At 31.6% G+C, this 21,730-nt stretch carries 13 protein-coding genes; 5 read left to right on the forward strand and 8 right to left on the reverse strand.

Features of this window, described 5'->3' with window-relative positions; all coding sequences use genetic code 11:
• The first annotated feature begins 72 nt into the window (after positions 1-72).
• Entirely contained in the window at positions 73-891 is an 819-nt protein-coding gene (locus MOV42_RS09195) for a GGDEF domain-containing protein (RefSeq protein WP_324170899.1), read from the forward strand.
• Positions 892-906: 15 nt separating this feature from the next.
• Here the strand turns inward: MOV42_RS09195 and MOV42_RS09200 are convergent, their stop codons facing one another.
• Complete coding sequence (locus MOV42_RS09200; RefSeq protein ID WP_324170900.1) at positions 907-3,078, reverse strand: transglycosylase domain-containing protein; 2,172 nt, start codon at positions 3,076-3,078, stop codon at positions 907-909.
• Positions 3,071-8,920: an alpha-2-macroglobulin family protein gene (locus tag MOV42_RS09205; RefSeq protein WP_324170901.1), complete on the reverse strand. Its 5,850-nt coding sequence runs from the start codon at positions 8,918-8,920 to the stop codon at positions 3,071-3,073. Before MOV42_RS09205 ends, MOV42_RS09200 begins: the two co-directional genes overlap by 8 nt.
• 156 nt (positions 8,921-9,076) lie before the next feature.
• On the opposite strand from MOV42_RS09205, the gene MOV42_RS09210 reads away from it, so the two are divergent.
• From MOV42_RS09210 to MOV42_RS09220, 3 genes are read left to right on the forward strand one after another with little or no spacing between them, the layout of a single operon-like run.
• The gene (locus MOV42_RS09210; RefSeq protein WP_324170902.1) at positions 9,077-11,680 is read left to right on the forward strand and encodes a valine--tRNA ligase; all 2,604 of its coding nucleotides are present in this window, start codon (positions 9,077-9,079) and stop codon (positions 11,678-11,680) included.
• Positions 11,681-11,683: 3 nt separating this feature from the next.
• Positions 11,684-13,222: a SulP family inorganic anion transporter gene (locus MOV42_RS09215; RefSeq protein ID WP_324170903.1), complete on the forward strand. Its 1,539-nt coding sequence runs from the start codon at positions 11,684-11,686 to the stop codon at positions 13,220-13,222.
• Positions 13,223-13,246: 24 nt separating this feature from the next.
• Entirely contained in the window at positions 13,247-15,976 is a 2,730-nt protein-coding gene (locus tag MOV42_RS09220; RefSeq protein ID WP_324170904.1) for an EAL domain-containing protein, read from the forward strand.
• On the opposite strand, the gene MOV42_RS09225 is transcribed toward MOV42_RS09220, so the two are convergent.
• Together MOV42_RS09225 and flgH are read right to left on the reverse strand one after the other, a co-directional pair.
• Positions 15,941-17,410 carry a hypothetical protein gene (locus MOV42_RS09225; RefSeq protein WP_324170905.1) on the reverse strand — a complete coding sequence of 490 codons (1,470 nt, stop codon included), beginning with the start codon at positions 17,408-17,410 and terminating at the stop codon, positions 15,941-15,943. The genes MOV42_RS09220 and MOV42_RS09225 overlap by 36 nt on opposite strands.
• The gene (gene flgH / locus MOV42_RS09230; protein ID WP_324170906.1) at positions 17,355-18,077 is read right to left on the reverse strand and encodes a flagellar basal body L-ring protein FlgH; all 723 of its coding nucleotides are present in this window, start codon (positions 18,075-18,077) and stop codon (positions 17,355-17,357) included. The genes MOV42_RS09225 and flgH overlap by 56 nt, the downstream gene beginning before the upstream one ends.
• A 66-nt stretch (positions 18,078-18,143) precedes the next feature.
• Between flgH and MOV42_RS09235 the strand changes: the two genes are divergently transcribed.
• Positions 18,144-18,587 carry a GatB/YqeY domain-containing protein gene (locus tag MOV42_RS09235; RefSeq protein WP_324170907.1) on the forward strand — a complete coding sequence of 148 codons (444 nt, stop codon included), beginning with the start codon at positions 18,144-18,146 and terminating at the stop codon, positions 18,585-18,587.
• Positions 18,588-18,592: 5 nt separating this feature from the next.
• Here the strand turns inward: MOV42_RS09235 and trpC are convergent, their stop codons facing one another.
• From trpC to MOV42_RS09255, 4 genes are read right to left on the reverse strand one after another with little or no spacing between them, the layout of a single operon-like run.
• The gene (gene trpC / locus MOV42_RS09240; RefSeq protein ID WP_324170908.1) at positions 18,593-19,378 is read right to left on the reverse strand and encodes an indole-3-glycerol phosphate synthase TrpC; all 786 of its coding nucleotides are present in this window, start codon (positions 19,376-19,378) and stop codon (positions 18,593-18,595) included.
• Positions 19,375-20,661, reverse strand: coding sequence for a hypothetical protein (locus MOV42_RS09245; protein ID WP_324170909.1), 1,287 nt, complete (start codon positions 20,659-20,661; stop codon positions 19,375-19,377). The genes trpC and MOV42_RS09245 overlap by 4 nt, the downstream gene beginning before the upstream one ends.
• A complete protein-coding gene (locus MOV42_RS09250) occupies positions 20,654-21,034 on the reverse strand; it encodes a YkgJ family cysteine cluster protein (RefSeq protein WP_324170910.1) in 381 nt (126 codons plus the stop codon). Before MOV42_RS09250 ends, MOV42_RS09245 begins: the two co-directional genes overlap by 8 nt.
• Entirely contained in the window at positions 21,034-21,729 is a 696-nt protein-coding gene (locus MOV42_RS09255; RefSeq protein ID WP_324170911.1) for a tRNA1(Val) (adenine(37)-N6)-methyltransferase, read from the reverse strand. The genes MOV42_RS09250 and MOV42_RS09255 overlap by 1 nt, the downstream gene beginning before the upstream one ends.
• Position 21,730 lies beyond the last annotated feature (1 nt).

Consider the following 21,730-nt stretch of genomic DNA (forward strand, 5'->3'; position numbering starts at 1 on the left):
CGGTATAGATTTAAAGTATTATTCAACATAATAAGAGCATAATTACATAACAATTTATAACTATGAGAGAACATGCAAAACAATGAAACTTTAAAAATTATTTCCAATGAAACAAAAAATTCTGTCGATCAACTTTCAGTTGTAACACCTAGCATCTACGCTTCTATTTTTTCTAAGTTTGCAACTGAACATAAAGTTGATATAAATAATGAACAACAAGTAGCAAAAGATTTGATGATTTTAGAATGTTCAAACTTAACAGATATGCAAACTCAAGCTTCTAAAAGTGCTATTCAATTGAGTAAAAATGCTAACAAAGCGATCAATGCCATAAAAGACAAAGATGAAAAAATTCTCAATGAAGTTTTAAAAGAAGCTCAAGAACTAAGACAAGAAGTTGAAAAACTAAAAGAGTCAATATATAGAGATGAACTAACTCATGCTTACAATAGAAAATGGCTTCATGATAATCTTTTAGATGAGGATGGCTCTTCGCTTAAAGAAACTGGTACATTAGCAATCATGGACTTAAACTACTTTAAAATTATAAATGACACACATGGGCATATTATAGGTGATAAAGTTCTCATATTTATAGCTAATCAACTTAAAAAATCTAGATATACAGTTATAAGGTTTGGTGGTGATGAGTTTATAATAATATATCCAAAAAACATATCTGATTCAAAAGCAATCTCTAATCTAAACAGTATCAGAGAAGAAGTTATTTCTAAAAAACTAAAATCATCTAATTCATCTTTTCATGTAAGCTTTTCCTTTGGAGTTAGTGAGTTTAAAATCGGTGATGATTTAGAAGAAATTATTGCAAAAGCGGACAAAGAAATGTATGAAGATAAAAAACAAATCAAAAAAAGAGTTACAGGGATTTAAACTCTTTTTTAAATCCTATAAAACACTAAAACTGACTTCTTTCGTATCTAGAAACTCTGACTCATTATTTTTTTGTACTCTTGCCTTAACTGAAAATTTTCCCTTTTTAACCTTCCATAAAAAAGAACTATCTTTTGTCTGAGAAACTTCTTTTTGATTAACATACCAGATTACTTTTTTAATCTCCTTACTCTTACTAACTTGAAAGTTAAAATACTCTAAATCATCATCTATTCTTGGATCCATCGCTATTAAAAGATTGTTTGTAGGTTTAATAAGGCGTATCGTTACTTTCTTATCTTGTGCTTTGTTTTCATAGGTATCATTTAAAAAGAACTCATCTCTAGACTCGCATCTAGCATCTGCTATTTCAGATGTTTTAATACAGATTCTTTTTTTCTTAAGTCTCTGGCTTAGATATAATTTCTTTACTTCTCTATTGCTATTTAATTCATTAAAAATTGTTCTAAGTAAGTAAGCTGGTCCTGAGCCTCCAGTCACTTTATCCATAGGTTTATAGTCTAAATTACCAAACCAAACTCCTATTGTATATTTATCGTTATAGCCTATAGACCAAGCATCTCTATAGTCACTTGATGTTCCTGTCTTTACTGCTGTTTGATATGGGAAATTTAGTATAGAGTTTATACCAAACTCTTTTTCTCTTGCAGTTGAGTCACTTAGTATATCTGCAATAAGACTAGAGATATCTTCACTAAAAACTCTTCTACTTCCATTTGTTTTTTCAAAAGTTTTTATGTAACTTAACTCTTTAAAATCTCCCATTCTTGCCAAGACACTATAGGCTTGGACTAACTCATATAGACTAACCTCTCCGTTTCCTAGTGCGATGCCATCGCCATATACATTTGGATGCTGAGATAAGCTTTTTATACCAAAGCTTTTTAAGTGAGTAAGAAAATTATCTACACCAACAAACTGTATAGTCTTTACAGCCGGTATGTTAAGTGAGTTACCAAGTGCTTCACGCAGACTTATAAGTCCGTAGTGCCCTCTTGAATAGTTATGATAAGTATGCATCCCCATACCTACACTCTCTTGCAAGATAGAATCATCTATAAGAGTAGCGCTACTCCATCCCATCTCTATAGCCTTTGCATAAAGAAAAGGTTTTAGTGTAGAGCCTGGCTGTCTCTTTAGTAAGACAGGATTCATTTGTGAGAAAGCCTTAGTTTTATCATCTGCATTTGCAACTGCCCAAGAGAGTATTTCGTTTGTATCATGGTTTACAACTAGTACTGCCCCATTAAATACATTTTTACTCTCAAGTCCTGCTATGCTTGCATCTAAAAGACTCTGTACTTTTTTTTGTAACTGGGAATCTAGTGTAGTTTCTATTTTTGAGCTCATCTCTTGTGGCTTATTTTTAGAGATAAACTCCAAAAAATGTTGAGAGTTAAAATCTGACTTTGCTTCTTGAATTTCTAGTCTGTCAATCTTAATATTTTCAAGTTCTTCTTTAGATATCTTTTGATTTTCATAGAGACGAGTGGCAAGATTTAAAATAGATCTGTTTAGATTTTCATGGTTTTTTACAGGGTCATAATATTTAGGTGAACGAACAAGGACAACAAGGGCTAGCATCTCTTTTTTATTTAATGTATTTATATCTCGGTTGAAGTAGTATCTACTAGCTTGAACAACTCCTCGTCTCTGTGCTTTATATGGAACTTGATTTATATAAAACTCTAAAATATCAAGTTTGGAAAACTTCTCTTCTAAAGATATTGCTTCAAAACCTTCAATCCATCTCGCACTTACAGTCCTTGGTCTTGAATGCAAAAGACGAACTACCTGTTCCGATATAGTACTAGCACCTCTTACAACACCAAAAGAGCTTACATTTTGCCACAAAGCATGAACTCTGGCTAACCAATCCATTCCTTTGTGTGAGAAGAATCGTTTATCCTCAGAGAGTATAAATGCAATTTGAAAAAACTTTGGGATATTGTGAAGTTCTACTTGATCGTATAAATTCCATCTATTCTCATAAGTCATATTTAGACGCTTAGAATATCTATCGAGATAGATTGGTTTTTTTATGACTTTAGAGATGCTAGATAATTCTTCATCAAACTCGAGCATACTATTTTGAGTAAAATTAAAGAGCCATACCAAAAGTAAAACACTCAGTATGGAGATAAAAAAAAGTAACTTTTTAATCATCAATAACTTTTAACTCTGATGGTAGTGACTTACCGTAAATATCACTGTCATACATTTCCTGGGCATGTGCAGGCATTATACTAAACTCACCCTCTGCTATTGCCTGAGCTGTATATGATAAATGGTAGTTTCCAGTTGGAAGATAATCAGCATAAAAGTTAGCTCCATCATGTTTTAACTCTTTATGGTAAAAACTCCAGAAATACCTTCCATAACTAGACCACTCACCTCTACTAAACCACCATGAACCTTTAGATGCTACAAATGCTCCCTTGTCTGCATCTACTTGTGAACTTGTAGCCAAGTCACTGTTAACAGGTTCAAGTCCACCTGCCATTGGATCACGAATTACTACAAAGTGTCTAGCCGCAGGAACAGACACAAATATATCTACTCTAAGAATATCAGACTTTTTAATCTGCATCGGAGCTTTGAGCATTACAAATTTGCCATCTTTCTCAACTGAGTATTCTCTTCTTACCTCAATCCCTGAGTTGATTCTATCTGCATTTTTGGCTTTTAAAGCATAGCTAATTTTAGCACTATAGTATAGTCTCCCCTCTCCATATTTGTTAATAGTAAGGTCAGTTTTTTTATCCTCATCAGATGGTCTTAAACCACGAGATACCTCAACTTCTACATCACTTTTTTTATCAAATGTAGTCTGAGCGAATACTTTATTATCCAGTTTTACAATGACCTTCATAGATGGGTCTTTGGATTCATATACTTTTGCATAATCAACTATAGCATTTAGACAAAAGAGATTTTCTTGAGTACTTCCCCAGTAATCTTTGTTCTTACGACTATGCATAATGCTTCTTAGTAGTTTAGGAGTAAGAGACTCCACTTTAAGTGCTAGTAGATGCTCGTCTTGTGCTTGAACTAAAGTGGAGAGGATAGAACACTCTGTTCTTAAAGAACTTGATAGCATCTGAGAATAATCATCACCTAAATCTTCACTAAAGCCTATCTTAGAACTTGTTTCATTGACATGAGAAAGTATTGAGTCAAGAACCTTAGTTTTAGTGTCACTTGAGACTCCTTTAGTTGCAAGGGCGGCTTGTAGAAAGTTAGACTTACCAAATAAATCCATATCAGCTACATGATCTTTATATCTTCGGATATCAGATGCTACAACTATTTTTGATTTTGATAGTGCATTTAGTGCGACAGCTCTTACACTTGAACTCATACCTTTTGAGTAGTGACTTGGTAGGTTCTCATTTCTAAGCATATCAAGTAAATACTTGTTTAGGTTTTCACTTACCTTTGTGGGAACCTCATAACCATCTTCTTTTAACCACTCAAATGCCAGAGCTGTATAAGCAGAGAGGTATGGGCTAACATACGCATTTTGACCTCTCCAAAAACTCATACCACCATTTGGAGCTTGAAAACTTGAAGCACTTTGCATAGTTTTCTCTATTAGTTTCTTCGCATCTTTCCATCTGTCTTCTTCTTTTAGATACTCACTTAACTCTACATTCTTTGAAGCACCTAGAGATTTTGAAAGTCTTTGTTCCCAACAAAAGAATGGATACTCTTTGAGATATTTAAACGCTCCATCTATATTTCCAATAGCTGAAGAAGAGAGTGAAACCCCTATTTCCCCAACATCAGTATGTATATCTTTTGGAATATGAATAGCTTTTTTAGTCAAAGAATCTTTTGTAGAACCGTATAGTGCAGATGTCTCTAAAGAGCGTCTTTTATTTACCACTACTATATATTCTAGACTATCTGCGTCAAAAGCATCTCCTCCTGTAGCACTAAAAGTAAGTTCACCAAAAGTTGTAGTTTTGACTGGTATGTAGATGCTCTTTCTCTCATAAGGCTTAAGGTTTATTTTGAATTCTTTTTTTATAGTCTTACTTATAGCTCCACTCACTTGTATATCTACTTTTATATTTCTAGTTTTAGCACTTCTATTCATCACGCTAAAACCTGCTTTAAAACTATCTCCTTGAAGAAGTTGGTTTGGCATTACAGGTCTTATTTCTGTAGGACGATTTACTTTAAAGCTTTTTGTTGAGAGTCCCATCATGTCATCTTTATTTACACCAAAGGCAATGATTCTCCATCCTGTTAGATTATCAGGAACTTCAAACTCTACCTCAGATGCAAGATTATTTCTTACTACTATAGATGGGTTCCAGTATGTCACATATTTAAAAAGATTTCTTAGTTGTGACTGAGCAACTCCACCACCATCTCCACCTGCGTTTGCACCTTTTTTCTCAAACTTTTGACGACCTATAAGACGACTGATAAGACTATAATTTTTAATATCAAGAGATTCTAGTTTATTAAATCCAAGATATGGGTCATAGTATCTATTACCTGATTTGTTCAGTGCTAAGACTGACTCATCAACAACAGCAATCGCTATTTCATAAGGTTCACTTTTTCCTGCCTTAGGAATATTTACTTTTAGTCTTACTTTTACTTTCTCTCTTGGTTTATATATCTCTTTATCTGTTGTAATATCAAACGACAGTTCCTTAAATGAGTCCTTAACTAGAGTCTTTATGTATCCCATCTTATAACTTGGTTTTCCAAGGTCAACTTTAGATAAACCCTTAGGTTTTTCTACACGAGGAGATAAAACGACTACACTTAGATAAAATCCTGGAAGGTACTCAGACTTAATAGGTACTTCTATTACATGTGTACTAGTTTCTAGTGTTTCAATCCAAGAATCAATAATGCCGTATCTCTCGATAGTTACTAAAGCTTTTGCTCCGGGAAAAGGATTTTTGACAAGATATCTAGCTTTATCACCTATCTTATAACTATTTTGTTCAGGTATTATCTTTAGAGTTGCATCGTTACTTTGATTCCATAGTAAGTTTCCAGATCCACTTACCCAAGCGTGTATCATGCTTTTATGTTCTTTGTTTTTAGAATCTTTTATCTTCGCAGTAAATCTATAATAACCTGAGTTTTTAGGAATAAAACTACACTTTACTATATCGGTAGTAGATGCTACGCTGCACTTCTCTTGCTCAACCCATTTTCTTACAGTCTGTGTTAAAAATGCATTACCCGCACCCTTAACCTTAGATGCTACATATGTCTCATGCTCTATAGTTATCTCTATCTCCGTACCTGAAGTTAGTTTTCCTTCTTTATCTACAACTATTACTTCGATATCTGCACTAGTGCCTTTTTCATAAATCCACTTACTATTTTTAAGACCCACAAAACGATCTCTTCCAAAATACTTTGCCCTAGCACTAGATGCTACAAACTTACCTCTATCATCTTTAACGGCAGACTCAACTACTATAGAACCATAGTATAGATTAAACACAGGTACTTTAAAACTGGTCTGATTTTCACCCTTAGCATCTAGACGACTTCTAATATCTAAGAGTTTATTTTGAGAAAAGTACCCAGAAGAGCTAAATCTAAATCCTTTAGCTAAAGGTATATTTGTAAAAAAAGACTCCTGCTTTAGATGTGCATTTACTCTAATATCTGCATCACTAAAGACTCCACCTGAGTGAAGTGTAGCGATAGAATCTACTCTAATAGTATCATTTGATTCAAATGACTCTCCATTAAGTTGGGTTTTTACTTTAAAAGGAGATGGAGTAAAGTCACTTACTAAAAAGTCCATAGGAGTAAACTTTATGCTTTTTAGTTTTGAATCAACATAATATTCTCTTTTAAGATTAAATCTATATTTACCTGTAGTTGCATTTTTAGGAACTACAAACTCATCACTAAAAGAACCAAACTCATTAAGAGATAAAGCCGTTTTTTTATAGACCTCTTTTCTTTGTGGATCATATACACTTAGTGTGTAGCTAGATTTTTGTGGTGCTACATAACTAGTGTTATTTTGATCTCTAACATAAAGTTTAAACTCAACCTTATCTCCTAGTTTATAAACACCCTGAGCCGTTGTACCCCATGCAGATGCATGTTGTAAATATCCCTGTGTTCGTGCATAAGTCCCACTACTTCTGACTTCAAAGTTATAATCAAGTGGAAGAAGAGCTATTTCTTCATCTTTTTCTACCATTACAAAGTATCTCTCTTTCTTCTTTGAAAGCCAGTAGGAGAAGTGTTGTAGATTTGGGTCAAGTTTACTTATCCCTTCAAAACTAACAAGTCCATTCTTATCACTAAGTAAACCAAATACCGACATTTGAAGTTCAGTTAAATTGTTATATGTACCTTTGTATAGAGTCACTTTAGCATCTTTAACAGGAAGTCCATCACTAAACCTACTTATCCATACAAGAGAGTTAAAATGTCCCATTTTTGCATGGACTTGAAAAGGAGTTACTTGTGCAAAAAGTCTGTTTTGATATTTATATGCGCTAAGTGGTCGTTGAGATATACTCCCATAAAATACGCCAGACTTGTTATCTAGAATCTCTCTAATGCCAAGTTTTACCTTGTAAGCCACATCTTCTTTTTTATTTATCTTTAGAGTTTTTTTAAGACCTTTTTTATCTTTAGAGAACTGAAGTATGTCGTAGTTAAAGTCTATAAAATCCAAGTTTGTCACATAGGCACCTAAAGCACTATCTACCCTACTCTCTAAGACAGCATATGAATAGTTCATCTTTAGTTTTGGATCTCTATGTGCTGTAAAAAAGTCAAACTTTATTTCAGGTTTTTTCAACATATTTTTAAATATGCTTTTGACTGTATCTAGTGTTCCTTTCTTTATTTTTGTCTCTTCTATCTCCTTAATTTTTCTACCAAATAAGTCTGCAAATTCTTTTTTATTTATAGAGACTAGATACTTCTGGTTTGCCTTTAAAAGTTCTGGTAACCAGACTGTATATAACTTGCCTTTTCTATGGGGATAAGAGACTCTATTATAGTCATAACTATTTTTCCAAGGATCATAATCTTTTCTTCCACCATCAAGCCTAGGAAGAAAACTAATGTTATTTTTTACCATAGAATTTGCTACAGGAGTACTAAAGAGAAGTCCAACAGAAGAGAGAGGTTTACATAACTTTTGGAGCCTATCTATTTTTTTAAGAGTATCAATTCCTATAATTTGAGCCGATTTTTTATCTTTTAAAGTACACCTTATACCTTTAAACTCAAGCTCTGGAAATGTCATAAATCTTTTTAAAACTTTCTGCTCAACTCCCGCTTCTCCTCCACTTAAAGCACTCAGACCTGCTTGGATATTTAGCTTTATATTTTCATCTTGGGCAAGTCTTCTTTTTGGCTCAATTACCCAAATAAAAGAGTTTGTACTACTATTTATATCTAAGTTTTGAGTTGTGTCTTCATAGTAAGGCTTTACTCTTTGAAGTTTTTTTCCAAAAGCTACAACACCAAATCTTTTTCCTCTAGAATTTGTAAAAAATATTGACTTCTCAACTGATTCTTTTTTTACAGGCATATTAAATCTTAGCACAATAAGTGGAGTTACAGGAGATAACCATGTTTTAAAATATGTGTATGTTACCTTAGGTCTTTGAGTTATAAAACTACTTGTATAACTGTTTAGCATCTCTATATTACTAGTAGTTTTAAATCCTTTATTAACTTTTACAACATACTTTGTAGCTTTTTTCAATCTTGTTTTTTCATTTAGTTGACAAGACAGAGCAGATAAGTTTAACCATCTCCATTCGCACTCTAATTTTGGACTTATCTCTATTGGTATCTCTGATGCTTTTCTATCCATCTTTCCTAGTGCTACCACATCTCTGTCAAACTGGATAACTATCTGTCTAGATGTAGGTACATCCTTGCCATTTGGGGTTATACGAAGCACTTTTAGGTAATCGTTTGAGATGTTTTGTGCATGTATCGAACTAAATAATATACTTAAAATAATTACTAATATAGGTTTCATAAAATCTCCAAAATAAATGTTAGCTTATTATATAATTTTGCAAAACAATTGCTACTTAAAAAATATACTTTGTCCTCTTACTAGCATCTAAGCAAATCCTCACTTATTTTAAGATATAATCGCGAAATTTTAAATAGACAATTTTAAGGCGATTATATGTCCCAAAACAGCTACCTCCCCAGTAAAATAGAGAATAAATTTTATAAAATATGTGAAGATAGAAAGTACTTCGAAATAGATGGCAACAAAGCTATTCAAGAAGAGGGAAAAAACTTCTCTATTATGATGCCTCCTCCAAATGTAACAGGTCGTTTACATATTGGTCACGCACTTACCTTTACACTTCAAGATATCATAACTCGTTATAAACGAATGGATGGATATAAAACTCTATGGCAACCTGGAACAGACCACGCAGGAATAGCTACTCAAAATGTTGTAGAAAAACAAATACTAGCAAGCGGAACAACAAAAGAGGCCATAGGTCGTGAAGCATTTTTAGAGCGAGCATGGGCTTGGAAAGAAGAATCTGCTGGAATTATGACAGACCAACTTCGTAAGATGGGTGTAACTCCTGCTTGGGAAAGAGAACGATTTACTATGGATGAAGGTTTACAAACATCTGTAAAAGAATCATTTGTAAAACTTTATGATGAAGGTCTTATAATTCGTGGAAACTACATGGTTAATTGGTGTACTCATGATGGAGCTTTAAGTGACATAGAAGTTGAACATGAAGATACTAATGGAAAATTTTATCATATCAAGTATCCTTTTGCAGATGGAAGTGGTCATGTAGAAGTTGCAACAACTAGACCTGAAACTTACTTTGGTGATACAGCTGTAATGGTTCACCCTGAAGATGAAAGATATAAAGACCTTATTGGTAAAAAGATAAAACTACCTTTACTAGACAGAGAAGTAGCAATCATTGCTGATGAACATGTTGATATGGACTTTGGAACAGGTGTTGTTAAAGTTACTCCTGCTCATGATCAAAATGACTACGAAGTTGGAAAAAGACATAACTTAGAGTTTATTACTGTTTTTGATGAAAAAGGGATTTTGAATGATTATGCTGCTGAGTTTAAAGGTTTAGACAGACTAAAAGCCCGTAAAGTAATTGTGGATAGACTACAAGAAGAAGGTTTTATGGTTAAGATAGAAGACCATAAACATCAAGTTGGACACTGTTACAGATGTAAAAGTGTTGTTGAGCCTTATATTTCTAAACAATGGTTTTTGAAAAAAGAATTAGCTGATAAATCTATACTAAAAACAAATGCAGGTGAAGCTACATTTTTTCCTCCTCACTGGATAAACTCTTACAACTCTTGGATGGGTGAACTTCGCGACTGGTGTATTTCTCGTCAACTTTGGTGGGGACATCAGATTCCAGTTTTTTATTGTGATGACTGTGAACATGAGTTTGCTTCATTAGATGAAAATCCATCATCTTGTCCTAAATGTTCAAGTAAAAACTTAACTCAAGATCCTGATGTTTTAGACACTTGGTTCTCTTCGGCACTATGGCCTTTTTCTACTCTTGGCTGGGGTCAAGATGGACAAAACGATATGAAAGATTTTTATCCTAATACTCTTTTAATCACAGGTTTTGATATTCTTTTCTTTTGGGTAGCTAGAATGATGATGATGGGTGAACATTTTAATGGTCAACTTCCGTTTAATCATATCTACCTACACGCTCTTGTTCGTGATGAAAAAGGCGATAAAATGAGTAAATCAAAGGGTAATGTTATTGACCCTCTTGATATGGTAAACAAATATTCTGCTGATATTTTACGATTTACTCTTGCTATTTCTGCCGCTCAAGGTCGTGATATTCGCATGAGTACAGAAAAACTAGAGCAAAACCGTAACTTCACAAACAAACTTTACAATGCATCAAAATACTTTCAAATGAACGAAAAAACTTTTCCTGATTTAAAAGGCTTTTGTCTTAAAACTGACCTTGGAAAGTATATGGCATCTAGACTAAACTTTGCAACAAAAGAAGTTCGTACTTACTTAGAGGAGTATAAGTTTAACGATGCAGCTTTAGTTATGTATCGCTTTTTATGGAATGAATTTTGTGATTGGGGAATTGAACTTAGTAAAGCAGATAAAGCATCTATCATTGAACTTGGAGCTATTTTTAAAGAAGCTATGAAACTACTTCATCCTTTTATGCCTTTTATCACAGAGTATCTTTACCATGAGTTATCTGGTACAACGCTAGAAGATAGTGATTCTATTATGATTATGTCTTATCCAACAAAAACAAAAAAACGAAAAGAAGAAAAAACTTTTGAAATCATCATGGATGCTATTGTTTCTATTAGAAGAGCGAAAGTTCTTGTTGATTTAGCAAACCAAAAAATAGTAAAAGCATTTGTTAAAATTTACAATATTTCAGATAAAGAAAAAAAGATGATGTTACCTTTTATCACAAGACTTGCAAAAGTTGAAGTTTTAGAATTTACACAGACTAAAGTAGAAAACTCTGTAAGCGACATCGCTGATTTGTGTGAAACTTTTATACCAACTGATTCAATCGATTTGAGCTCAATTATCTCTAAGTTAACAAAACAAGACGAGAAGTTGCAAAAAGAGATAGGAAAACTTAATGGCATGCTTAATAATGAAAAATTTGTAGCAAATGCACCTAAAGATGTTCTTGATAAAAATCGTACTCTTCTTTCAGATGCTAAAACAAAACAAAAAAAAGTTTTAGAGCAGTTAAGCTCACTAAAGGCTTAAGCGTTGTTTGATTTAAAAAAATATTCTAATGGCAATATTAAAAATGATGTTTTATCTGGTTTAGTTGTTGCTGTCGCACTTGTTCCTGAAGCAATAGCTTTTAGTTTCATTGCTGGAGTTAGTCCTGTTGTCGGTCTTTATACTGCTTTTATTTTAGGTCTGATTACTTCTCTTATCGGTGGTAAAGCAGGTATGGTTTCAGGAGCTACAGGAGCAGTCGCTATTGTTTTTGTTGGACTTGGACTTGAAGTGACTACACTATTCCAAGCGCAAGGAGCTAGTAAAGATGCCTTAGCTATGGGAGTTTTAAACTACATACTCTTAGCAACTGTTGTCGCTGGACTTATTCAAATAGGTATTGGGGCTTTAAAACTTGGTAAATTTATCCGTCTTGTTCCAACTCCCGCGATTCATGGTTTTGTAAATGGTCTTGCTATAGTTATTGCAACTGCTCAGTTTAAGTTTTTTGATGGTCAAGGTTATATGATGTATATCCTAGTTCTCATAACCATGTTTATCATGTACATACTTCCAAAGTACACAAAAGCTGTTCCAGCTGGTCTGGTTGCGATAATTTTTGTAACCTTAGGAGTTTATCTAACAAACGCGGACACACTACTTCTTAGTGGTTTAGATGATATGAGTAAATATGCTGGACAACTTCCAACTTTTGGTGTTCCTTATTATCTTTTTAGTCTAGACGCTATTGTTTTAGTTCTGCCTTTCGCGGTTATCGTTGCCCTCGTTGGTATCATAGAATCACTTCTTACATTATCTGTTTTAGATGAACTAAGCAATACTCGTGGGTCTGCTAACAAAGAATGTATCGCTCAAGGAACAGGAAATATTACTTGTGGTTTCTTTGGTGGTATGGCTGGTTGTGCCATGATTGGTCAAAGTATCATTAACTACACTTCTGGTGGTATAGGAAGACTTTCTTCTTTTGTGGCTGCCGTAGGGTTAATTATTCTAGTTGTTTCAATGAGTGGTGTTTTAAATACTATTCCTGTTGCTGTTTTAGTTGGAATCATGTTTATGGTAAGTATTGGTACTTTTGAGTGGTCTAGTTTTTCTCGTATAAGTCGTATGCCAAAAACAGATGCTTTTGTAATGGTTACTGTAACTCTTATAACAGTTGTAGAAGACTTAGCTATTGCAGTTATTGCCGGAGTTATTATATCAGCACTTGCTTTTGCTTGGAAACATGCAAAAATATTCTCACGCGTTCATACAGAAGAAGATGGAACTAGAGTTTACGAACTTGACGGTCCTCTATTTTTTGGTAGTGCTACAACATTTGCAGACAACTTTGATATACCAAATGACCCTTCAAAAGTTGTTATTGACTTTAAAGATGCACGAGTTATGGATGCTTCAGGTGTTGAAGCAGTAGATGCCATTACTAAAAAATATGAAGATGCTGGGAAAAATTTACTTCTTAGACATTTATCTGCTGATTGTAAAGCTATACTTAAAAAAGCTGGTCCACATTGCTCATATGAGGAAGATGATCCAACCTATAAAGTAGCATACAACTACTAATAAATCAAAGGAATAACCAATATCATGAAAAATACATTTTTTGACTTTAAAATATTGTTTTTATTTTTAGTCCCTTTAATCTCAATACTCTATTTATCATTATCTTTTATTAGTATAAAATATAATAATTTAAATGAAAGTACAACACATAAATTTTCTGCATATGCAACAAATATTTTCACAAATCTAATCCATGATCTTCAAAAAGAGAGAGGTCTTAGCTCTGGATATATTGCTTTTCCTGATAAAAATAGTAAAAATAAACTTTTATCTCAACACAAACAAACAGATAAGTCATATAAGAAACTCCTATCTTTAATCAAACTAATATCTGATAAAGAAGAACTACTACAAAAGGAAATAAGAGATAAAAATGATCCATTAGTTAAAAAAAATATTTTATATCTAAATGAACTTAAAAATGTAAGAAAAAAAATTTTAGATAATTCTTTTAAATTTGATGAACAATTTAAATATTATAGCAAATTAAATGAAAAATTAATGCAATCTATAGAAGTATTAACAATGGTGATAAATAAATATTCCAATGATAACAATGCTTTATATGAAATACAACTTTTAAAAGAAGATGCTGGAAGGGAGAGAGCAATTATTTACAATCAACTTAACTCAAATAAGTTCGAGTATATGTTGCAAATCAAATTTCTTCAATCACAACAAAAACATGAACATGAGGAATTCATGTTAAATGCATCTACGAGTTCAATCTTTATATATAACTCTATACTTACAAAACAAAATGAAGAAGAACTAAATATATTGAGAAAATCTTTTTTATCAAAATCATTAGATAGTAACGATGCTAAAAAATGGTTTAAAGTTACAACATTTAGAATAGACATGCTTGAAAAAATATCTACTAAAATACTTTCTAAATACACTTCTCAATCCGAAGACCTTTACTCTAATGCGCTCTTCACTCTTTTCATTGTGATATTATTATGGTTGTTATCTATTATTTCACTAGTAAGTTTGGCAACTATATTAATTAAAAAAATACAAAAAGAAAATGAAAATATAGCTGATTTGAAAATGTTTGCACATACATTCAACTCCCACCAAGCTATAACGATAACAGATGCTAATGGAATCATTATAAAAGTCAATGATGCATTTACCCGTATTACAGGCTATAGTGCTTCTGAAGTAATTGGTAAAAATCCACGAATACTAAAATCTATGAAACATGAAGAAAATTTTTATAAAAAAATGTGGACAGATTTGATTAGCAAAGGGGAATGGAATGATGATATTTACAATAAAAGAAAAAATTCTGAAATTTATTTAGAAAGGCTGTCTATAACAGCAATCAAAGATAACAACAACATTACAACTCACTACCTAGCTCAATTTATAGATGTAACTGATATCAAAGAAGCTCAAGAAAAAGCTCAACATCAAGCAGATCATGATTTTTTAACAGGTTTAGTAAATAGAAAGTATTTATTACAAAGACTAAATGAAGAGTTGGTTAAAGCCATAAGACATAACTTTTTACATGCCTTTTTATTTATAGACCTAGATGCATTTAAAAATATAAATGATACTTATGGGCATGATATAGGGGATAAACTTCTTATAGAAGTGTCAAAAAGGCTTAAATCAATTCTTAGAGAAGAAGATATTGTTGCAAGAATAAGTGGCGACGAATTTGCAGTAGTTATTCTTAACATTGATAAAGAAACACCAGAAGCGGCTAAAGATGTTAAAGAAATATGCACAAAAATCATTAATAAACTAAACAAAACATTTATATTTAATGAACAAAAATTAAATATTAGTGCGAGTATCGGGGTTAAACTATTTCCAGATGACAAGGTAGGTATTCCAGAAATTATGACAAATGCTGATGCCGCAATGTATCAAGCAAAAAGTCAAGGTAAAAATCAATTTGTTTTTTTTAACAAAACTATTGAGCTTGAACTAAAACGTCTGCAACTACTTGAAGAAGAATTAATTTTTGCATATAATAATGATGGATTTAAGTTTTATTATCAAGCAAAAGTAGATATAAAAACTGGTAACATTATTGGAGCCGAAGCACTGATTAGATGGCAACATCCAAAACGAGGACTTCTATACCCAGATTCATTTTTAAAAGTTTTGACAGATATGGGTATGATTCATGATATTAGCATACTAGCACTCTCTAGTGCATGTAAATTTATAAAATCATACAAAAAAATATTTAATGGAATTATCTCTATTAATATTAATGTAAACGAACTACTTGATCCTTTGTTTGAGCAAGATATAATATCAACTGTTAATAGTTTTGGGGTAAATCCTGCTAATATTGAGCTAGAAATCACAGAAAAGGAACTTATTAAAGATATTAGCGCTGCCGTATTAAAAATAGAATCACTTAGAAAAGTAGGTTTTAAATTTGCTATTGATGATTTTGGCATAGGATGCTCATCTATCTCATATTTAAAACAACTACCTGTAAACTCTTTAAAAATAGATAAAAGTTTTTTAACAAATTTAAATAATTCCTCAAATAAAGAGGTTATTAAGATGCTAATTCATATGGCAGATACATTCAACATGCAAAGTGTTATAGAAGGTGTAGAAGATAAAGAACAACTCTTATTCATACAAGACAGCGGAGCAAAACAGTATCAAGGCTACTATTTTTCTAAAGCAATTGATGAAGAAAATTTTGTAAAATTAATAAATAAAACTACAAATTTATCATCACTTTACAATAACAAAACTGTCTGGTCTAATTGATTTATATTTAGGCATACTTTGACCAATACTAGCGTTGATAAAAGTAGGATCTGCAAGCACAAATTTTCTTTGTCCTGCTTTTACACTATCACCGCTCATAGGTACATAAAGAGCGGTTGCCATGTGGTCTTTATATTTTACACCAATAACACCCACCCCAAATAATTTTTTTATAAGGTATGAATAGAGAACTGCTCTGTCTTCGCAATCTGACTTATTAAAATAAAGAGTTTCAGCTGCAAACATAACTTTTTCTCTTCCAAACTGAGCATTATCTCTTGCATATTTAAAAGATTTCTGAACGAAATGAAGAACAAAGTTCATAGCATCTCCAGCTTTTTTGCCATCTACATACTTTTTAATATCTTTAGCTATTGAAGAGTATGTTCTACTATCTAGTGGAGCATTAAAATATGTCTCATAGTCTGCTTGTGGATATGTAGCCATGAAGTCTATAAGGTTTTGGTTGAACTCAAAAGAAACTTTATAGTTTTTGCCAAGTTCATTAAAACTAAGTGTTTTACTTTTCATATTAGACTTAAAATTTGGTAATGTTTTAAGTGCTAAGTCAAGTGGTTTATTCGCTCCAGGATAATTTTGTTTGTATGAATAAAGCCTACCTACATTTCCTTTTGAATAATTAGATACTACATAAAACTGTTTATTTGAAAAACTATAATTAGGAGTAGAATATATGATTTTTTTAGAGTAATGCAGTAAAACTATATGTCTTTTAGCTAAACCTACCTTTACAGCATAACCAAGCTTATTAAAAATAAACCAACTTAATAAATTTGAATTATCTTTACTCGGATGCACCTCAGAAGAAATTTTTAAAACTAAAAGATAAACTCCCCAATCATTAAGATTCATATTTGTAGATACTTTTTTTATATCACCTATGAGACTATGATAATCACTAGATGCTACACTATCAAAAAAGTTTGTAATCCCTTTTTGATTTTGAGGGTAAAATCTTGCTTTTTTTATGCCAGTTGGCATATCAAACCCTAAGTACGAACCATAAAAGTCAAAGCTTATTTCTTTTTTTATTATTTCTTTTTTTGCTTCTTTAAATATTATGAACTTTTGTACAGGTTTTGGCTCAACGGATTTTACTTTATGAACCTTTATACTTATTTTTGGACCAACACTTTTAATCTTTTTAATTTGAGCAGGAGCTATCTCTTTTGGTTTTGGTTTTTCATATAAAGGAGTACCTTTAAAAACATCATATGCCTTCCACTGTTCTTTGAGATACTTGTTAAAAGCATTATCTTTTTCATCTTTATATTTAGAGAACGATTTTACTTGTGAGTTTTTAAATTCTGAAAAACTTTGAGAAGAAAAAAGAGATGTACTTAAAAAAAGTATTAGGCTAAAACGGCCAAACAGCCTGAATGATTTTGGTTCCCCATCCTTGTTGTGTCGCACGGTCAACATCTCCTTGTGTTTTATAAAGAATTTTAGCATCACTCATTTGAGCAGAACTAATTTTATTATATTGGTCTATATCGTATGGACGAATAACACCACTTATTTGTACAACTTGCTTTTGTTCATCAACTAAAATTTCTCTTTTTCCAGAGATAAAATAGTTTCCATTTTGTAAAACCTTTACTATTCTAGCTGAAACAGTTGTAGTAAAAGTTGCATCTTTTGTTGCACTTCCTTGACCTGAATAAGTATTAGAAGATTTTCCAGTATAGCCTATATTTGATAAACCAGTAAGATTATTTGCAAAAGCACTCACTGCTGAGTTTCCACTAGCTGATGCAAAAACTCCACCACCTAAAACACTCTCATCAGATTCAGCAAGTGCTTTTGTTCCAGTACTTGAGCTTTTAGCTGTTTCAGAAATAACAACTCTAACTATATCATTTACATGCATTGCTTTGTGATCTGAGAAAAGTGGATTGTCTCCTTGACCAAATATGCTTCCCGTTGATATATAATCTTTTTTATCTTCACGAGATGGCATCTGCTCAACATAAGCGGGTGCTTCAAAGTTTATTTCTGGTTTTGTCAAATTAGCAGTACATCCTGTAAAAAATAGTATAACATAAAATGGCACTAAATATATTAAAATCGTTTTTAGCATTTAATCTCTTTGTTAGTAGTCTTTGTTTAGTTATAATTCTAGCAAAAATAGTTCCAAGGAAGTACAATGACATTAAGAGAAATAATTAACCAAGATGTTAAAGATGCTATGAAAGCAAAAGATACAAAAAAAAGAGATGCTCTTCGTCTTTTAACAAGTGCTTTTAAGCAAATAGAAGTTGATGAAAGAAAAGTTTTAAGTGATGATGATGTTATCAAAATCATACAGACTCAAGTTAAAAGAAGGAATGATGCTGCTTCTCAGTTTAAAGATGCTGCTCGTGATGATTTAGTACAAATAGAACTAGATGAAATTGCGATATATACACCTTATCTACCTGCTCAATTAAATGATGATGAATTATTAACTGCTATAACACAGATAATATCTAAAGTTGGAGCTTCTACTATGAAAGATATTGGTAAAGTCATGGGTAACGCTTCTAAAGAGTTAGCTGGAAAGGCTAATGGAAAAAGAATAAGTGAATGTGTTAAGAGTTTATTAAAATAATAAAATTAACCAAATTTTAGTTTTCTTAGAGCTTCTTCCTCGTTGTCTGTTCTCATTAGAGATTCGCCAACAAGAAAAGCGTCTACTCCTGCTTTACTTAAATCTTCTAGTTGACCGTGTTCATAGATGCCACTCTCAGCTACAATTATTTTACCATTTGGTATTAGAGGTATTAGGTCATAACATAAATTCATATTCATTTCAAAAGTTTTTAAATTTCTATGATTAATACCTATAATATCACTACCTGCATATATAGCTTTTATTAAATCTGTTTTGTCATGTACTTCTACTAAAGCTTCCATACCAAGATGTCTTGTATATGCTAAAAGTTCTTTTAAATCTTTTTTAGAAAGTGCCGTAGCTATTAATAGAATAAAGTCCGCACCGTGAACCATTGCTTCTAATATCTGATATTTAGAAACAATAAAATCTTTTCTTAAAAGTGGGATACCAACATACCTTCTAATTCCACCAAGATAGTCTAATGAACCTTGAAAAAAGTGAGGTTCTGTCAGAATAGATATAGCACTTGCTCCACCTCGCTCATAGGCTTGAGCAATCTCTAATGGGTCAAAGTTCTCACGAATAACCCCTTTTGATGGTGAGGCTTTTTTTACCTCTGTTATTATTCTATATGGGTCTTGTAGGGTTGCTTTTAAATAAGGGAAAACATCTCTTGGAACTCTTGCATTAAACGCAAGTGAACGACCTAACCAATCAAGTGAAAACTCTTTTTCTCTTTTAATTAAATCTTCTTTTGTTTTTTCTATAATATCATCTAAAATCATTTTTTCTTTTTACCCTTATTTTTTTTGTTTTTACATTTTTTTATTATTCTAAAATGAGCTAAAACTTCAAGGTCATCTCCGCCCTCTAGTTTCATAACATTCTTAATTATTCTTAATGCTTTTTTGCATTTTCCTAATCTATAGTAACCCCAGGCTAAAGAGTCAAGGTAAAAAGCAGATTTTGGCTCTACTTCTAAAGCTTCTCTTACATAAGCTATTCCTTTTTTTATATCTATAGAATGGTCGATTAAAAGATAACCTAAATAATTTAAATACAATGCATTTTTATCTATCTTAACAACTTTACTTAACTTTTTTATAACAGACTTTTGCATTTGTTTATTTTCTTTATTTTTAGCATATTCATACTCAAAAATTGCACTCTGTCCAAGATAGTTTATGTCATCTTTATTTTCATAAAGTTTTTCTGCTAACAAGTATGCTTTTTCATAATTTTTTGAATTTATGTAGAGTTGAAGCAAAAGGTCATCATCACTACCGCTATCTTTTAAGAAAACAAGAAGTTTTAAATGCTCTTTTTTATAAAGATAAATTTGTATAATTTTTTTAGATATTTCACCACTTTTATACATATTATATTTTCTTAAGTATATAGATAAAATTCCATCTATATTATTCTCATTTGAGTAAAAACCAATTAGTCTATTACATATTTTTTTTGAACATCCATGTATTCTACTATGCGTTTCTAGTTGTGCTATCGCATCTTTTTTTCTTTGCAAGTTTACATATAAAATTATTGACATTCTGTCTAATATATCTTCATTGTAACCTTTTGCATATGCACTTTCTAAATATTTTAATGCTGTATCAAACTTTTTTTGTTTTACATATATTTCACTAACCATAATATAATCAGTTGCTTTTTTTGAGGTATCTACAAGTTGTATAGCTAATACTCTAGCGTCTTCAAGTTTAATCTCTCCAATAAGTGCTAGTATTTTAAGTCTTATAAGAATAAAATCATCAAGGTTATTTTGTGCTATTTCATCAACTTTTTTAACAACTTTACTATAGTCTTGCTTTGCTATATCATTTTGAAGTGATTTATAAAGATACTCTTTTTTTCCAGATTTTTCCCAAAGTGTATTAAAAATACTAGATGCTGCCTTGTACTCTTTAACTTGTTCTGCTCTTAGTGCAAAGAGTATGTAAGCATCTTCTTCTTCAAAAGCTTTTTCATTAGGTTTTATCGATGAAATAGAACCTGAACAAGCACCTAAAATAAATGCTAAAAATATTGTTATAAGTATTTTATACATCTTTATCCTTCATCTTTACTCCTGGACACTCTTGTTTTAACTCATCTAATCGTATTTTGTAATAATCCCAAAAAGGAAAAGTTCTACACTGAGATGGTCTTTCATCGTAGATGCTACAAGCTTTTATATCTCTATCATAAAATATACATTCATAAGAATCATTATACTTCATCTCTTTTATAGAGTACTTATATCCTTTTTTAAATAGATAATTTTTAACAAAATTATTTTCTTCTACAGATAAAAGTTTACTGATTTTTTCTATCTCATTCTTTGTAACAAAAATATATCCACTATCTCCAGTGCAACATCGACCTTCACAACTAAAACAAGCACTAGAATCAAAAGTATAATCAAAGCCATCCTTTTTCATTATAGTTGGCACTTTATACTATGAGTAGACGCTTTTTTAAAAATTTTTTCTACTTCTTGCGTATAGTTGTCACTATCCATTGTAATTAACGGAGGTAATACATTCATAAGTGATTTTGAACTATTTCTTACATGTATTAACACTAAAAAAGCCTTTTTATTTACTTTAGAGTGGACAAATCTTACATCAACGACTCTTAATTTTACTCTATGTAACTCTGCGCATATTAGAGAAAACTGTGAAGCTTCATAGCAAAATATAAAATGTGCTTGAGGCTTTAAAAGTCTTGAAATTTTTTTAAAAAATTTATCTATTGGTAAGTTGACATTATACCTTGCATTAAACAACATATTATCTTTACTTTGTTTACTTCCTTCATTATAAAAAGGAGGATTGGAAAAAATAAAATCATACTTTTGACTCTCATAAAAATTCAAAACATCTTCTTTTTGGATTTTATATTTTATTTTATTAACTCTTGCATTAACTAAAGCATAAGAAACAAATATATCTTGTTTTTCAACTGCTTCTAGTTCTATTTTTGGATTATCCCGTGCGACTAAAAGTCCAACTATTCCGCAACCTGCCCCTATATCCAAGACTCTACCACGAGGCTTAAAAGAGTTTATAAAATCATATAAAAGAAGAGAATCACTATTGTAGTTATAACCTGACTGAGGTTGATATAGAAGCATT

This window comes from Sulfurimonas sp. (genome assembly GCF_029027405.1).
In the GTDB taxonomy this organism is placed as follows: domain Bacteria; phylum Campylobacterota; class Campylobacteria; order Campylobacterales; family Sulfurimonadaceae; genus Sulfurimonas.

Bases quoted from the DNA above. Each gene is read 5' to 3' on its own strand.
- MOV42_RS09195 (WP_324170899.1), top strand. From the start codon at position 73: ATGCAAAACAATGAAACTTTAAAAATTATTTCCAATGAAACAAAAAAT.
- MOV42_RS09200 (WP_324170900.1), bottom strand. From the start codon at position 3,078: ATGATTAAAAAGTTACTTTTTTTTATCTCCATACTGAGTGTTTTACTT.
- MOV42_RS09205 (WP_324170901.1), bottom strand. From the start codon at position 8,920: ATGAAACCTATATTAGTAATTATTTTAAGTATATTATTTAGTTCGATA.
- MOV42_RS09210 (WP_324170902.1), top strand. From the start codon at position 9,077: ATGTCCCAAAACAGCTACCTCCCCAGTAAAATAGAGAATAAATTTTAT.
- MOV42_RS09220 (WP_324170904.1), top strand. From the start codon at position 13,247: ATGAAAAATACATTTTTTGACTTTAAAATATTGTTTTTATTTTTAGTC.
- flgH (WP_324170906.1), bottom strand. From the start codon at position 18,077: ATGCTAAAAACGATTTTAATATATTTAGTGCCATTTTATGTTATACTA.
- MOV42_RS09235 (WP_324170907.1), top strand. From the start codon at position 18,144: ATGACATTAAGAGAAATAATTAACCAAGATGTTAAAGATGCTATGAAA.
- trpC (WP_324170908.1), bottom strand. From the start codon at position 19,378: ATGATTTTAGATGATATTATAGAAAAAACAAAAGAAGATTTAATTAAA.
- MOV42_RS09245 (WP_324170909.1), bottom strand. From the start codon at position 20,661: ATGTATAAAATACTTATAACAATATTTTTAGCATTTATTTTAGGTGCT.
- MOV42_RS09250 (WP_324170910.1), bottom strand. From the start codon at position 21,034: ATGAAAAAGGATGGCTTTGATTATACTTTTGATTCTAGTGCTTGTTTT.
- MOV42_RS09255 (WP_324170911.1), bottom strand. From the start codon at position 21,729: ATGCTTCTATATCAACCTCAGTCAGGTTATAACTACAATAGTGATTCT.